This window comes from Pseudomonas sp. MWU12-2345 (assembly GCF_023242385.1).
In the GTDB taxonomy this organism is placed as follows: Bacteria; Pseudomonadota; Gammaproteobacteria; order Pseudomonadales; family Pseudomonadaceae; genus Aquipseudomonas; species Aquipseudomonas gingeri_D.
In genome coordinates this window covers 25,229-39,403 of record NZ_JALLJA010000012.1, presented here as the reverse complement: position 1 = coordinate 39,403, position 14,175 = coordinate 25,229, and the positions used below count along the sequence as shown (strand labels likewise).

At 62.9% G+C, this 14,175-nt stretch carries 15 protein-coding genes; all 15 read left to right on the top strand.

Going from position 1 to position 14,175, the window contains the following annotated elements; genetic code table 11:
* Nucleotides 1-4: 4 nt before the first annotated feature.
* Nucleotides 5-1,249: a beta-ketoacyl-ACP synthase II gene (fabF, locus tag M5C71_RS21940; RefSeq protein WP_248768715.1), complete on the top strand. Its 1,245-nt coding sequence runs from the start codon at nucleotides 5-7 to the stop codon at nucleotides 1,247-1,249.
* Nucleotides 1,249-2,064 carry an aminodeoxychorismate lyase gene (gene pabC / locus M5C71_RS21935; RefSeq protein WP_248768714.1) on the top strand — a complete coding sequence of 272 codons (816 nt, stop codon included), beginning with the start codon at nucleotides 1,249-1,251 and terminating at the stop codon, nucleotides 2,062-2,064. Before fabF ends, pabC begins: the two co-directional genes overlap by 1 nt.
* A 1-nt stretch (nucleotide 2,065) precedes the next feature.
* Nucleotides 2,066-3,301: an endolytic transglycosylase MltG gene (gene mltG / locus M5C71_RS21930; protein ID WP_103496778.1), complete on the top strand. Its 1,236-nt coding sequence runs from the start codon at nucleotides 2,066-2,068 to the stop codon at nucleotides 3,299-3,301.
* A gap of 19 nt (nucleotides 3,302-3,320) precedes the next feature.
* Nucleotides 3,321-3,953, top strand: coding sequence for a dTMP kinase (gene tmk, locus M5C71_RS21925; RefSeq protein WP_103496779.1), 633 nt, complete (start codon nucleotides 3,321-3,323; stop codon nucleotides 3,951-3,953).
* Nucleotides 3,946-4,932, top strand: coding sequence for a DNA polymerase III subunit delta' (locus M5C71_RS21920; protein ID WP_103496780.1), 987 nt, complete (start codon nucleotides 3,946-3,948; stop codon nucleotides 4,930-4,932). Before tmk ends, M5C71_RS21920 begins: the two co-directional genes overlap by 8 nt.
* 43 nt (nucleotides 4,933-4,975) lie before the next feature.
* Nucleotides 4,976-5,332 carry a PilZ domain-containing protein gene (locus M5C71_RS21915; RefSeq protein WP_103496781.1) on the top strand — a complete coding sequence of 119 codons (357 nt, stop codon included), beginning with the start codon at nucleotides 4,976-4,978 and terminating at the stop codon, nucleotides 5,330-5,332.
* Between the two features lie 13 nt (nucleotides 5,333-5,345).
* Nucleotides 5,346-6,131: a TatD family hydrolase gene (locus M5C71_RS21910; RefSeq protein WP_248768713.1), complete on the top strand. Its 786-nt coding sequence runs from the start codon at nucleotides 5,346-5,348 to the stop codon at nucleotides 6,129-6,131.
* Between the two features lie 415 nt (nucleotides 6,132-6,546).
* Nucleotides 6,547-7,185 (top strand): TetR/AcrR family transcriptional regulator, encoded by a 639-nt coding sequence (locus M5C71_RS21905; protein ID WP_103496783.1) that lies wholly within the window; start codon nucleotides 6,547-6,549, stop codon nucleotides 7,183-7,185.
* 137 nt (nucleotides 7,186-7,322) lie between these two features.
* The gene (locus M5C71_RS21900) at nucleotides 7,323-8,291 is read left to right on the top strand and encodes a radical SAM protein (RefSeq protein ID WP_103496784.1); all 969 of its coding nucleotides are present in this window, start codon (nucleotides 7,323-7,325) and stop codon (nucleotides 8,289-8,291) included.
* Nucleotides 8,292-8,358: 67 nt separating this feature from the next.
* Entirely contained in the window at nucleotides 8,359-8,976 is a 618-nt protein-coding gene (locus M5C71_RS21895; RefSeq protein WP_248768712.1) for a DUF4823 domain-containing protein, read from the top strand.
* A gap of 2 nt (nucleotides 8,977-8,978) precedes the next feature.
* Nucleotides 8,979-9,542, top strand: coding sequence for a DUF1285 domain-containing protein (locus M5C71_RS21890; RefSeq protein WP_248768711.1), 564 nt, complete (start codon nucleotides 8,979-8,981; stop codon nucleotides 9,540-9,542).
* 194 nt (nucleotides 9,543-9,736) lie between these two features.
* The gene (locus M5C71_RS21885) at nucleotides 9,737-10,450 is read left to right on the top strand and encodes a GntR family transcriptional regulator (RefSeq protein WP_103496787.1); all 714 of its coding nucleotides are present in this window, start codon (nucleotides 9,737-9,739) and stop codon (nucleotides 10,448-10,450) included.
* Nucleotides 10,447-11,451: an ADP-ribosylglycohydrolase family protein gene (locus M5C71_RS21880; protein WP_103496788.1), complete on the top strand. Its 1,005-nt coding sequence runs from the start codon at nucleotides 10,447-10,449 to the stop codon at nucleotides 11,449-11,451. Before M5C71_RS21885 ends, M5C71_RS21880 begins: the two co-directional genes overlap by 4 nt.
* A gap of 115 nt (nucleotides 11,452-11,566) precedes the next feature.
* Nucleotides 11,567-13,033, top strand: coding sequence for a cytosine permease (locus M5C71_RS21875; protein ID WP_248768710.1), 1,467 nt, complete (start codon nucleotides 11,567-11,569; stop codon nucleotides 13,031-13,033).
* 162 nt (nucleotides 13,034-13,195) lie between these two features.
* Nucleotides 13,196-14,107, top strand: a complete 912-nt coding sequence (locus M5C71_RS21870) for a PfkB family carbohydrate kinase (protein WP_283094046.1) — start codon at nucleotides 13,196-13,198, stop codon at nucleotides 14,105-14,107.
* Nucleotides 14,108-14,175: the final 68 nt, after the last annotated feature.

Genomic DNA, 14,175 nt, shown 5'->3' with positions numbered 1-14,175 from the left:
TGCTGTGTCGCGTAGACGCGTCGTAGTCACCGGCATGGGGATGTTGTCGCCATTGGGTACGGATGTTCCGAGTACCTGGCAAGGCATTCTGGCTGGCCGTAGTGGCATTGGTCTGATCGAACACACAGACCTTTCTGCCTATACCACCCGTTTTGGCGGCTCGGTAAAAGGTTTCAATGTCGAAGAGTACTTGTCGGCCAAAGAAGCCCGCAAACTCGACCTGTTCATTCAATACGGCCTGGCAGCCGGTTTCCAGGCAGTGCGTAACGCCGGCCTTGAAGTGACCGATGCCAACCGTGAGCGCATCGGCGTGGCCATGGGGTCGGGTATTGGTGGTCTGACCAATATCGAGCAGACCTGCCGCACGTTGCACGACCAGGGGCCACGGCGTATTTCGCCGTTCTTCGTGCCCGGGTCGATCATCAATATGATTTCCGGTTTCCTGTCCATCCACCTGGGCGCCCAGGGGCCGAACTATGCCATCGCGACGGCGTGCACCACCGGCACCCACTGCATCGGCATGGCGGCGCGCAATATTGCCTACGATGAAGCCGATGTGATGATTGCCGGTGGCGCCGAAATGGCGGCTTGCGGCCTCGGCATGGGCGGTTTCGGTGCTTCCCGGGCGCTCTCCACGCGCAATGACGAGCCGGCCCGTGCCAGCCGTCCGTGGGACAAGGGGCGTGACGGTTTCGTGCTGTCCGACGGTGCTGGCGCCCTGGTGCTCGAAGAGCTGGAGCACGCCAAGGCCCGAGGCGCCACCATCTATGCCGAGCTGATCGGCTTCGGCATGAGCGGCGACGCCTACCACATGACCTCGCCACCCGACGACGGTGCCGGTGCGGCCCGCTGCATCGCCAATGCCATGCGCGATGCCAAGCTGAACCTGGATCAGGTGCAGTACATCAACGCCCATGGTACTTCTACCCCGGCCGGCGACCTGGCCGAAGCCGAGGCGATCAAGCGGGTGTTCGGTGAGCATGCCTACAAGCTGGCGATCAGTTCGACCAAGTCGATGACGGGCCACCTGTTGGGCGCCGCCGGTGCCATCGAGGCGATTTTCAGCGTGCTGGCCATCGCCGACCAGGTTGCACCGCCGACCATCAACCTCGATGAGCCTGATGAAGGCTGCGACCTGGATTTCGTGCCCCACGAAGCCCGGCGCATGCCCATCGATGTGGTGCTGTCCAACTCCTTCGGCTTTGGCGGTACCAACGGCTCCCTGGTGTTCCGCCGGTTCGCCGAGTGATGGACAGCTGGGTCGACGGCCGGCCGGGCGATGCGTTGTCCCTCAAGGACCGCGGCCTGGCCTACGGCGATGGTCTGTTCGAGACCATCGCCGTGAAAGCCGGCAAGCCGCTGCTGCTCGAGCGGCACCTGCAACGCCTGGCCGAAGGTTGTCGACGCCTGGGTATCGCGGCGGATCACGGGTTGGTTCGCCGCGAGTTGCTCGCCTACGGTGCGGCACTGGGGGAGGGCGTGCTCAAGCTGATTCTCACCCGGGGTGACAGCCAGCGCGGCTATGTGGTGTCGGCCGATGCGCAACCGCGACGGATCCTGCAAGGCAGCCCGCCGCCGACTTATCCACAGGCCTACCAGCAGCACGGCATTGGCCTTTTCCCCTGTACGACACGTTTGTCCGAGCAGCCCCTGCTGGCCGGGCTCAAGCATCTCAATCGCCTGGAGCAGGTCCTGGCCCGTGCCGAATGGCAGGGGGGCGAACAGGCCGAAGGCTTGATGCTCGACACCTCCGGTCGGGTGATCGAAGGCGTGTTCAGTAATCTGTTCCTGGTGCGGGCGGGTGTGCTTCGCACCGCCGACCTCAGTCGTTGCGGCGTGGCGGGGGTGATGCGCGCCCAGTTGCTGGAAGAGGCGCAGGCACTGGCAATCCCTGTTGATATTTCCGATATCAGCCTGGAGCAATTCCGGCAAGCTGATGAAGTCTTTCTCTGTAACAGTGTCTACGGTGTCTGGCCCGTTCGGGCTTTTGCCGACCTGAGCTGGTCGGTTGGCCCGCTCACCCGTAAACTGCAAGGCATTGCCCGCGTGCTATTGGAAGTTTGAATTGAGACGTAAATTCTTGGTGCTGCTGCAAGCCGTTCTGGTGCTGGCCGGTTTGCTGCTGGGCGGTTCCGCCTGGAAGCTGCATTCGGCATTGGAGCAGCCCCTCAACCTGACGCAGGAACAGCTGCTGGATGTCCCGGCCGGTGCGACACCGACGGGCACTTTCAATCGACTCGAATCCGAAGGCTTGCTCAAGGACGCCTTCTGGCTGCGCCTCTACTGGCGTTTCAATCTGGCCGGGGTGCCGTTGCACAGTGGCGAGTACCGGATCACGCCGGGCATGGACGTGCGTGCGCTGTTGTCCCTGTGGCAGCGCGGCGAAGTGGTGCAGTACAGCCTGACTCTGGTCGAAGGCTGGAATTTCCGCCAGGTGCGTGCGGCTCTGGCCAAGAACGAAAAGCTCCAGCAGACCCTGAGCGGTCTCAGTGACAGTGAAGTCATGACCAGGCTGGGGCACAAGGATGTGTTCGCCGAGGGGCGTTTCTTTCCGGACACCTACCGCTTCGTGCGTGGCATGAGCGACGCCGAACTGCTGGAGAAGGCCTATGATCGTCTTGATAGCGTCCTGGCCCAGGAGTGGCAGAAACGCTCCGCCGATGCGCCCTATACCGAGCCTTATCAGGCCCTGATCATGGCATCGCTGGTGGAAAAGGAAACCGGCGTGCCCCAGGAGCGCGGCCAGATCGCCGGGGTGTTCGTGCGGCGGATGCAACAGGGCATGTTGTTGCAGACCGACCCGACGGTGATCTACGGCCTGGGCGAACGTTATACCGGCAAGCTCACCCGTGCCCACCTGCGTGAGGCCAATCCCTACAATACCTACATGAATGTCGGCCTGCCGCCGACGCCGATTGCCATGGTCGGACGCGAGGCGATTCACGCCGCGTTGAACCCGGTAGCGGGCAACAGCCTGTACTTTGTGGCGCGCGGCGATGGCACCCATGTCTTTTCCGACGACCTGGACTCCCATAACAACGCGGTGCGTGAGTTCCAGCTCAAGCGCCGGGCCGATTACCGCTCCAGCCCTGCGCCAGCGGCTGCTCCTGCACCGACGGTTTCGACTGCTACTCCGGCACCTGCACCTGCGCCGACGGCTCCAGCGGCCGCGCCGGCCCCGGTTCAGAGCCCGGCTCCCGAGGAGCCCGAGTCAGAATCGAAACCCGCGTCGGCCCCGCTTGTCGAACCTGTACCCGCGGCACCCGCGTCAACCGAAGCCGAGGCGAAAGACTCGCAATGACCCTGATTAAGGACTGCCCGTGACTGGCTTGTTTATCACCCTGGAAGGCCCGGAAGGCGCCGGCAAAAGTACCAACCGCGATTACCTGGCCGAGTGCCTGCGGGCCCAGGGCGTCGATGTCCTGCTGACCCGCGAGCCTGGCGGTACGCCGCTGGCCGAACGGATCCGCGAACTGCTGCTGGCGACCAGCGATGAAGCCATGTGTGCCGATACCGAACTGCTGCTGGTGTTCGCTGCGCGGGCCCAGCACTTGGCCACGGTGATCCGTCCGGCCCTGGCCCGTGGCGCGGTGGTGCTGTGCGATCGTTTTACCGATGCCACCTATGCCTACCAGGGCGGCGGTCGCGGCCTGTCCCATGAGCGTATCGCCACCCTGGAACATTTTGTCCAGGGCGAACTGCGTCCAGACCTGACCCTGGTCTTCGACCTGCCGGTGGAAGTCGGCCTGGCCCGGGCCAGTGCCCGGGGTCGGTTGGATCGTTTCGAGCAGGAAGGCCGGGTGTTTTTCGACGCCGTGCGCAGCACCTACCTGAAACGCGCCGAAGCCGATCCGTCGCGCTACCGGCTGGTGGATGCGGCCCAGACGCTGGCCCAGGTGCAACAATCCCTCGACCGCCTGCTGCCGGAAATCCTGGAGCGGCACCGTGGCTGAAGCCTATCCCTGGCAGGACAGCCTCTGGCAGCAAATGGCCGGGCGGCCCCAGCATGCCCATGCCTATCTGCTGCATGGCCCGGCGGGCATCGGCAAGCGCGCCCTGGCCGAACGGCTGATGGCGCTGCTGCTGTGCAAGAGCCCGACGAATCTCAATGCCTGTGGGCACTGCAAGTCCTGCCTGTTGCTGAACGCCGGCAGTCATCCGGACAACTACATCCTGGAACCTGAAGAAGCCGACAAGGCGATCAAGGTCGACCAGGTCCGCGACCTGGTCAGTTTCGTGGTCCAGACCGCGCAACTGGGTGGGCGCAAGGTGGTGCTGATCGAGCCGGTGGAGTCGATGAATATCAACGCCGCCAACGCCTTGCTCAAGAGCCTTGAAGAGCCCTCCGGCGATACCGTGCTGTTGCTGGTCAGCCATCAGTCCAGCCGCTTGCTGCCGACCATCCGCAGCCGTTGTGTGCAACAGGCCTGCCCGCTGCCGAGCGAGGCCATGAGCCTGCAATGGCTGGCGACGGCGTTGCCGGACAGCAGTGCGGAAGAACGGGTCGAATTGTTGACCCTGGCGGCGGGTTCACCACTGGCCGCGGTCAGTCTCCAGGCCCAGGGCGTTCGCGAACAGCGGGCGCTGGTGGTCGATGGGGTGAAGAAATTGCTCAAGCAACAGCAATCGGCCACCCAGTTGGCCGAAGGGTGGAATGCGATTCCCCTGTTGTTGCTGTTCGACTGGTTCTGCGACTGGTCGAGTTTGATCCTGCGTTATCAACTGACTGAAGACGAAGCCGGCCTGGGCCTGGCCGACATGCGCAAGGTGGTGCAATACCTGGCGCAGAAAACCGCCCGGGACAAGGTCCTGTCGATCCAGGACTGGATTCTCGCCCAGCGGCAGAAAGTCCTGAGCAAGGCCAACCTCAATCGGGTGCTGCTGCTCGAAGCGCTATTGGTGCAATGGGCAGCTTTACCTACCCAACACTGAGGCGATGGGCCTAGAATCGGCTATCTGCATGACCGGAGCGAGTATGAACGAACCCATTGGTCCCGGCCCGCGCAACGGCATCCTGTCCCTGACCATCAAGGACAAGTCCGTGCTGTACGCGGCCTATATGCCTTTTATCAAGAACGGTGGGCTGTTCATCCCCACCAGCAAGAGCTACAAGCTGGGCGACGAGGTGTTCATGTTGCTCAACCTGATGGACGAGCCGGAAAAGATCCCGGTCGCCGGCAAGGTCGCCTGGATCACCCCCAAGGGTGCCCAGGGCAACCGCGCGGCGGGCGTCGGCGTGCAATTCAACGACGGCGACAACACCGCTCGCAGCAAGATCGAAACCCACCTGGCCGGCGCCCTGAAGTCCGACCGTCCCACCCATACGATGTAGTTGTCGCCTTTTTATGCTTGTAGATTCCCATTGCCACCTCGACCGTCTTGATCTCGCCGAACATGCCGGCTCCCTCGATGCGGCGCTCGACGCAGCGCGTCAGCGCGGAGTCGGGCACTTCCTGTGTATCGGCGTGAGTGTCGACAATGCGGCTGATGTGAAGGCCCTGGCCGAGCGTTACGCCGATGTCGATTGTTCGGTCGGCGTGCACCCGCTGGACGTCAAGGCCGACGCCGCGCCGGCGCTCGACTGGTTGCTGCGCGAGCTTGAGCATCCCAAGGTCGTGGCCATTGGCGAAACCGGCCTGGACTACCATTACGAGCCTGAAGCGGCCGAACTGCAGCAGGCGTCCTTCCGCTTGCACCTGCAAGCAGCCGCGCAGACCGGCAAGCCGGTGATCGTCCACACCCGTGGCGCGCGCGCCGATACCCTGGCGTTGCTGCGCGAGGCGCAACTGTCCCAGGCCGGCGTGCTGCATTGCTTCACCGAAGACTGGGAGATGGCCAAGGCCGCACTGGACCTGGGCTTCTATATTTCCCTCTCGGGCATCGTCACCTTCCGCAATGCCGACGCCTTGCGCGACGTCGCGCGACAAGTGCCGGCCGACCGCCTGCTGGTGGAAACCGACTCGCCGTACCTGGCGCCGATTCCCCATCGCGGCAAGCCGAACCTGCCGCAGTATGTGCGCGATGTCGCCGATTACCTGGCGATGCTGCGCGGGGTGCCCTACGAGCAGTTCGCCGAGCAGACCACCGAGAACTTCAAGCGCCTGTTTCCCCTTGCCCATGTGCGCGCCTGAGCCGAGAGGCTAAATCGCGGGCAAAAAAAACCCGGGTTCTGGGGGGTGAATCCGGGTTAAGACCATTAGGAGTAAAACAAAGGTACGCGGTCCTTCGGCACCTTTATCAGCGCGTCACTTGGGGGAGATGTCGCGCCGACAGTTCAAGTATTGGTCAGGATCGCCCGACGTCCAGTCAGCATTGCTCATTTTTTAAACAGATTTGGAATACAGGCGCTTCTGTTGAGTTCTCATCGTGCCAGGACGCTTTTCGGCGACCGGCGGCGGCGACGATCCGTGACCACCGCGAAGATTTTCTGACCAGGGCGGCCTGATTCGTCGACAGTGAAAACTAAAAGCCTCGGATGATTCGTGCAATTTGGCGCGAGTCAGGCATAATACTTGGCTTCGATTTTGCCCCTACAGACCTTTTCTTATGCATAAAGAACCCCGTAAGGTCCGTGAGTTTCGTCGCCGCGAGCAGGAAATTCTCGATACCGCGCTAAAGCTGTTCCTCGAACAAGGTGAAGACAGTGTCACCGTCGAGATGATCGCGGATGCCGTCGGTATCGGCAAAGGCACCATCTACAAGCATTTCAAATCCAAGGCGGAGATCTACCTGCGCCTGATGCTCGACTACGAGCGTGATTTGAACGAGTTGCTGCACTCGGCGGATGTCGACAAGGACAAGGAAGCCCTGTCCCGGGCCTACTTCGAATTCCGCATGCGTGATCCCCAGCGCTATCGCCTGTTCGACCGCCTGGAAGAAAAAGTGGTCAAGGGCCACCAGGTGCCGGAGATGGTCGAGGAGTTGCACAAGATCCGCGCGTCCAACTTCGAACGCCTGACCTTGCTGATCAAGGGCCGTATCAGCGAAGGCAAGCTCGAGGACGTGCCGCCGTACTTCCACTACTGCGCCGCCTGGGCCCTGGTACATGGCGCTGTCGCGCTGTACCACTCGCCGTTCTGGAGCAATGTGCTGGAAGACCAGGAAGGTTTCTTCCAGTTCCTGATGGATATCGGCGTGCGCATGGGCAACAAGCGCAAGCGCGACCCTGAAACGCCCGTCAGCTAAGATATTCGGCTTGGTGATTGCGCCACGTTCCCCTATATGGCGCAATGCCCCGGGCTTATACTCGGGGATAGGGCTTGTCAAAACTTGATTTTTAAGTCAAGTTTTGCGCGTTCCACAGTCCATCGCCGGAGTGTCCCATGATCGTTGACCGTCAAGGCAGGCGTTTTCGCAATCTGCGCATCAGCCTGACATCCGCCTGCAATTATGCCTGTACCTATTGCGTGCCCAATGGCAAGCGGCTGGTGGCTGCCCAGGACGAACTGTCGGCGCAGGCCATGGCACGGGGCGTGGCCTACCTGATCGAGGCGGCGGGGATCGAGCGCTTGCGCATTACCGGCGGCGAGCCGCTGGTCAGTCCGAAGCTGGAAGCCTTTATGGGCGCGGTCGGCCAGATGGGCCTGGACGATATCAGCCTGACCACCAATGGCCAGTTGCTTGCGCGCAAATTGCCGCTGCTGGTGGAGGCCGGGATCAAACGGATCAACGTTTCCCTCGATACCCTGGATGCCAGTGCTTTTCGTACTATCGCCCGTGGTGGCGACCTGGCCAGCGTACTCGACGGTATGGAGCAGGCGCGGGCGGCGGGACTGAAGATCAAGGTCAATATGGTGCCGTTGCGCGGGCAGAACCTGGACCAGGTGATGCCGCTGCTGGATTACTGTCTTGAGCGCGGCTATGAGCTGCGCTTTATCGAACTGATGCGCATGGGCCACCTGGCCAGCGATGGCAATGCCTTTCTCCAGCAGTTCGTCAGCCTCAAGCAGTTGCTCGGGCTGATTGGCGAGCGCTATGAATACCTGCAGGCCGATGCCCCGGTCGATGCCACCGCCGTGCGTTATGCGATTCCGGGGCGTGGTCACTTTGGGGTGATCGCCAACGAAAGCGTGCCGTTCTGTCGGACTTGTTCGCGCTTGCGGTTGTCGTCCACCGGCTGGCTGCATGGCTGCCTGTCGTCGAGCAACCGGCACTATGTCGGCGACCTGCTCGACAAGCCGCGCCACGAGGCGTTGCCGGCGTTGCAGCGGCTGCTGGTCAAGGCCTTGGGGGACAAACAGGAAGTGGCCTTCTCGGGCGGCGCGACGGTGATGAAAATCATCGGCGGCTGATCTGGCGCGGAAGCTGCATCCTCGCGCTTATTCGCCGGTTTTCCGTCACCGGCCTCTGGAGGATAGGATGCGTAGCCTGGTTGTGCTGCTGGCGTTTTTAGCGCTGGGCGGCTGCATGAAAGTCAGTGATCTGGGGGAAGGTGTTCGCTATGAGGCGAGCGATGCCGGGCTACTCGATCATAGCGATACGCGTCGGATCCGCTCGTTCCGCATCCAGCCGGACTCCTTTATCTACATTGCCCAGGGCGCTTTCACGCCACCCGGCAGTGCTTACCCGCGTCCCAACGTGGTGGCCGAGGAAGCCTTCAACGGCTTCGTCGAATATTTCCCCATGGTGCGCCGCGCCCGTGCGCCCCTGGGGCTCGACCAGGCCATGGCCGAGGCCCGCTCCGCCGGCGCGCACTACCTGTTGTACACGCGCTTCGCCAAGGCTGACGACCGCATCGGCAACTACGACGAGTGGGCCGACCAGGAATCCGTCGACCGCCTGGGCGTGGACAGCGGGGTGATCCAGATCATGCTGATCGAGACCGGCACCCAGTACCTGATCGATACGGCACGGATCAAAAGCCGTGGCGGCTTGCTGACGTTCCACAACACCAAGCCCGAAGACCTGATCGCCGCCCCCTTGGCCGAATATGCGCGTAGTCTGTTAGGCGTCGGTGAACAGTGGATGTCGGATTGAGTATGAGTGAGTCGGGCAAGGCCAACGACCTGTTGGCGCAAATCCCCAAGACGGAAAAAGGCCTGCCGCCGGTCCACTTGTGGAATCCAGCGTTCTGCGGCGATATCGACATGCGTATCGCCCGTGACGGCACCTGGTATTACCAGGGCACGCCGATTGGCCGCAAGCCGATGGTCAAGTTGTTCTCCACCATCATGCGCCGCGACGGCGATGATTATTTCCTGATCACGCCGGTGGAAAAGGTCGGGATCAAAGTCGACGATGCGCCCTTTGTCGCGGTGACCCTGGAGGTCGAAGGGCAGGGCGAGGCACAGCAACTGCGGTTTACCACTTACGTCGATGAACAGGTGACGGCCGGTACCGAGCATCCGATCCGGGTGGTGATCGATCCGATCAGCCAGGAACCGGCGCCCTACGTGCATGTGCGCAGTAATCTGGAAGCGCTGATTCATCGCAATGTGTTCTACCAACTGGTGGAACTGGCGGTCAGCCGTGAGATCGACGGCCAATCCTGGCTGGGGGTCTGGAGCGGGGGCGTGTTTTTCCCCATTGGCCTGAAGCCCTGAATTCTCTCCGCCTGTCGGCGGATCGCCAGCAAGCTGGCTCCTACAGTGGACCCGGGCACGACTATATTTTGTGCCAAGCCCGAACCTGTGGGAGCTGGCTTGCTGGCGATAGCGCCCTGAAAAAAACCACCATTCATCTCCTTGTAAAATAAATCCCTTGCACCCCTGAGCCTCTTTCGGTTATCAATTTGTACATGATTAGACATGTCCGATTTGATAAGAAAAAAAGGGTGGTCGATGAGCTTATCCGGCGCATCGAAAGCGGTCTTCTTGGAGACGGCTTGCTGTTGCCGGGTGAACATCAGTTGGCCGAAGAATTCTCGGTGAGCCGCGGCACGCTGCGCGAGGCCCTGGCCGAGCTCAAGCGGCGCAACTACATTGCGACCCAGAGCGGCGTGGGCTCCATCGTCACCTACGATGGCATTCCCCTCGACCAGCGCGCCGGCTGGGCCCAGGCCCTGGCGGACAGCGGGGCGCTGATCAACACCGAGGTGTTGCGCCTGGAAGCGGTGACGCGGCCGGACCTGTTCAGTCGCTATGGCACCGAGCAGTTCATCGCCCTCGACCGGCGCCGGCGCAATACCGAAGGTACCGCGGTTTCCCTCGAACACTCGCTGATACCGGCCAGCGGCGGCCTGGAAGGCCTGCCCAACGTCGGCCTGATCGACAACTCCCTGACCATTACCCTGGCGGCCTACGGCTATGTCGGTGATCGCGGCGATCAGTGGATCGGCGCCGAACCCCTCTGCGCGGAAGATGCCGAACTGCTCGGGCGTCCGCTGGGCACGGTGTTTCTCAAGGCCTTGCGAACCACCTACGACAAGCGGGGACGTTTTATGGAGCAAGTCGAAAGTCTGCTCGATCCTTTGCATTTCCGCCTGCACCTGGCGTTTGGAAACCCGACATGACCCCGATTCATCGAGCCCTCGGTGCCTTCTACGGCCTCGCCCTGGGCGACGCCCTGGGTATGCCGACCCAATCCCTGAGTCGCGCCCAGATCCGGGCTCGCTTCGGCAGCATCACCACGCTGGTCGACGCCGGTCCCGACCAGCCGATCGCGCCGAACATGCCCGCCGGCTCCATCACCGACGACACCGAACAGGCGATCCTGGTCGGGCAGTTGCTGATCGACGGTAACGGCCATATCGAGCCGGCGCTGCTGGCCGAACGGTTGATCGCCTGGGAAGCGGTGATGCAGGCCAAGGGCTCGCAGGATCTGCTCGGTCCATCGACCAAGCGCGCCATTGAAATGATTCTGGCCGGCCACAGCCCCGAGGAAGCCGGGCGCTACGGCACCACCAACGGCGCAGCCATGCGCATCACCCCGGTGGGCATCGCCGCCGATGTCGACCAGCCCCAGCGCTTTCTCGACGCGGTGATCCAGGCCTGCCAGGTCACCCATAACACCAGCCTGGGAATCTCCAGCGCCGCCGCCGTCGCCGCGGTGATTTCCTGCGGGATCAACCGCCAGAGCCTGGCGCACGCGCTGGATATCGGCACCGAAATGGCCTTTAGCGCCGAACAGCATGGTCACTGGGTTGCCGGCGGGCGCCTGGGGCCACGGATTCGCTGGGTCCGTGAGCTCGTCCGCGATTGCCCGGACGCCGAACTGGCCGACCTGCTGTATGACGTGGTCGGTACCTCGGTCGCCTCCCAGGAGTCGGTGGTGGTGGCCTTCGCGCTGGCCCAGCGGGTCGCGCTCGGCCAGCTCAACGCCTTCGAGGCCCTGTGCCTCGCCGCGAGCATCGGCGGCGACACCGACACCATCGCCGGCATCCTCGGCGCCATGCTCGGGGCTTGCGACGGTCTGGACTGCTGGCCCGCCGAGATGGTCGCGAAAATCATCGAAGTCAATGCGCTGGAACTGGTACCGCTGGTCCAGGGGCTGATCGCCCTGCGCAACGCCTGACACACAACAACACGCAATGGACTGCAGACGAAGGGGGCCCGGAAGTGGCCCAGGGGTTTCTACACCTTCCGCACTGCCCAACAACCACAACAATTGGCATCAGGAGCTGAACACCATGACCTCATCAAAAGCCGGACAAAGTGCCGGCCAGTTGGAAACCCGCGGTATAGAACCGGTCCCGGAAGCCGAGTGCAACGGCCATCCCCTGCAACTGTTCTGGGTCTGGTTCGCAGCCAACATCAGTATTCTCGGCCTGCCACTGGGGGCAACCCTGGTGGCCTTTCGCGGGCTGGCGATCTGGCAGGCGATCATCGTCGCGATTCTCGGCGCGGCGGGTTCCTTCGCCGTGGTGGGGATCATCTCCATCGCCGGTCGGCGTGGCCATGCGCCGAGCCTGACCCTGTCGCGAGCGATTTTCGGCGTGCGCGGCAATATCGGCCCGACCATCGTTTCGCTGATGTCGCGCCTGGGCTGGGAAACGGTCAACACCACCACCGCGGCGTTCGTGCTGCTGTCCTTGTGTTCGATCCTGTTCCACTCACCCGTAGAGGCCAAGAGCGCGCCAGTGCTGACGCTGCTGTTTATCGCCATCTTCGTGCTGTTGACCCTGTCGGTCTCGGGCCTGGGGCATGCCACCTTGCTGGTGATCCAGAAGTGGGCGACCTATGTCTTCGGCGGCCTGAATATCCTGGTGGGCGGTTTCCTCTGCGCGACCATCGACTGGAGCGCGGTGTTCAACGCCACCCCGGCGCCTATGAGCGCGATGATCATCGGCATCGGCACCATGGCGGCGGGCACCGGGATCGGTTGGGCCAACGCCGGCGCCGACATGTCGCGCTACCAGCACAAGAGCGTCAAGGCGGTCCGTCTGGTGGCCTCGGCGGCCTTCGGCGCGGGTATCCCGCTGGTGCTGCTGATCACCCTCGGCGGCCTGCTGTCGGTGGGCAACCACGATCTGGCCCAGGCGACTGACCCGATCATCGCGATCCGTGACATGCTGCCGACCTGGATGGCCGTGCCGTACCTGATCACCGCGTTCGGCGGGCTATTGTTGTCGAACAACCTGTCGGTGTACTCGGCGGGTCTGACCACCTTGACCCTGGGCCTGAAGGTCAAGCGCGTGCATGCGGTGATCGTCGATATCGTCGCGATCTTTGTCGGCTCCATCTACTTCATGTTGATCGCCGACAGCTTCTACGGCCCGTTCATCACCTTCATCTCGCTGCTGGCGGTGCCGATCACCGCCTGGGTCGGGATCTTCGTGGTCGACCTGGTGCATCGCCAGTACTACAGCCCCAAGGACCTGCTGGACGTCAGTCCGACCAGCGCCTACTGGTATAGCGGCGGCATCGAATGGCGCGCCTTCGGTGCCTGGGCCGTGGCGATTGTCCTGGGCTTCAGTTTCACCACCATCGGCACCACCGCCGAGACCACCTGGTTCCGCGGTTTCCTGTCCGACTCCTGGCTGGGCCACAACGGCCTGGGCTGGATCGTCACCTTTCTGGTTGCCGGCGGTATTTACGCCGTGCTCGGCGGCGCGGCGGATCGTCGTGCAGCCTTTTTAGAGAATGCCAATGGATAGTGTCCTGTCACACAAATACTGGCCCTTTTTGACGGCGTCTGTCGTCGTCATGCTGCGTTGCCGCTCCTCGCCATAGCGGGCTATGACTCGTCGCGGCGCCTTGCCTGACAACAACAGCCACTCGCCAAAAGAGGACCCTTATTTGTGAGACAGAACACCAAGTTGCTACATACCGGCCAGGTCATGGTTGACCTGGTCATGTCCCTCGACCAGCTGCCGGCGACCGGCGGCGACGTGCTGGCGAATGCCGCCAGCTTTGAAGCCGGTGCGGGTTTTAACGTCATGGCCGCGGCCCGGCGCAATGGCCTGCCGGTGGTCTACCTCGGGCGCCACGGTAACGGGCGCTTCGGCGACATCGCCCGCCAGGCGATGGCGGCGGAGGGGGTCGAGATCGCCCTCGAGCGCGATGGTGCGAAGGACACCGGGCTTTGCGTGTCGCTGACCGAGGCCAGCGCCGAGCGCACCTTTATTTCCTATATCGGAGCCGAAGGCGGTGTCTCGGCTGAAGAGCTGGCGCGGGTCTCGGTGCAAACCGACGATTACGTCTATGTCAGCGGCTACAGCCTGCAATATCCGGACAAGGCACCGGCGCTGCTGGAATGGGTGTTGTCCTTGCCGAAGGCGGTGACGGTGGTGTTCGATCCGGGTCCGTTGGTCAACTCGCCGGACGCAGCCTCCATGGCGGCCTTGTTGCCGCGTATCGATATCTGGACCAGTAACAGTGTCGAATCCCTGCGTTTTACCGGCGCGGCGGATATTGCCGGTTCCCTCGACAATCTGACCGAGCGTTTGGCCGAGGGTGCGCTACTGGTGGTTCGCGATGGCCCGAACGGTTGTTGGGTCAGTCGGGTCGGGGAGCACCGGCATGTGCCTGGTTTCAAGGTACAGGCGGTGGACAGCAACGGCGCGGGCGATGCCCATGCCGGTGTGTTCCTCGCCGGGCTGGCGGCGGGGCTGGATGCCGTCGAGGCGGCTCGCCGCGCCAATGCGGCGGCGGCCCTGGCGGTTACACGCTGGGGGCCGGCCACCTCGCCCGGGAAGCAAGAAGTGGATGCCATGCTGGCGAACGGCTGAATCCGGCTCCTGTAGGAGCAAGCTTGCTCGCGATCCGCCGGCAGGCGGGATTTTGGTGGCGCTCCGTG

Coding starts and splice junctions, on each gene's coding strand:
- M5C71_RS21875 (WP_248768710.1), top strand. CDS start 11,567: ATGACCTCATCAAAAGCCGGACAAAGTGCCGGCCAGTTGGAAACCCGC.
- M5C71_RS21885 (WP_103496787.1), top strand. CDS start 9,737: ATGATTAGACATGTCCGATTTGATAAGAAAAAAAGGGTGGTCGATGAG.
- M5C71_RS21880 (WP_103496788.1), top strand. CDS start 10,447: ATGACCCCGATTCATCGAGCCCTCGGTGCCTTCTACGGCCTCGCCCTG.
- M5C71_RS21900 (WP_103496784.1), top strand. CDS start 7,323: ATGATCGTTGACCGTCAAGGCAGGCGTTTTCGCAATCTGCGCATCAGC.
- M5C71_RS21905 (WP_103496783.1), top strand. CDS start 6,547: ATGCATAAAGAACCCCGTAAGGTCCGTGAGTTTCGTCGCCGCGAGCAG.
- M5C71_RS21895 (WP_248768712.1), top strand. CDS start 8,359: ATGCGTAGCCTGGTTGTGCTGCTGGCGTTTTTAGCGCTGGGCGGCTGC.
- M5C71_RS21915 (WP_103496781.1), top strand. CDS start 4,976: ATGAACGAACCCATTGGTCCCGGCCCGCGCAACGGCATCCTGTCCCTG.
- M5C71_RS21910 (WP_248768713.1), top strand. CDS start 5,346: ATGCTTGTAGATTCCCATTGCCACCTCGACCGTCTTGATCTCGCCGAA.
- M5C71_RS21890 (WP_248768711.1), top strand. CDS start 8,979: ATGAGTGAGTCGGGCAAGGCCAACGACCTGTTGGCGCAAATCCCCAAG.
- pabC (WP_248768714.1), top strand. CDS start 1,249: ATGGACAGCTGGGTCGACGGCCGGCCGGGCGATGCGTTGTCCCTCAAG.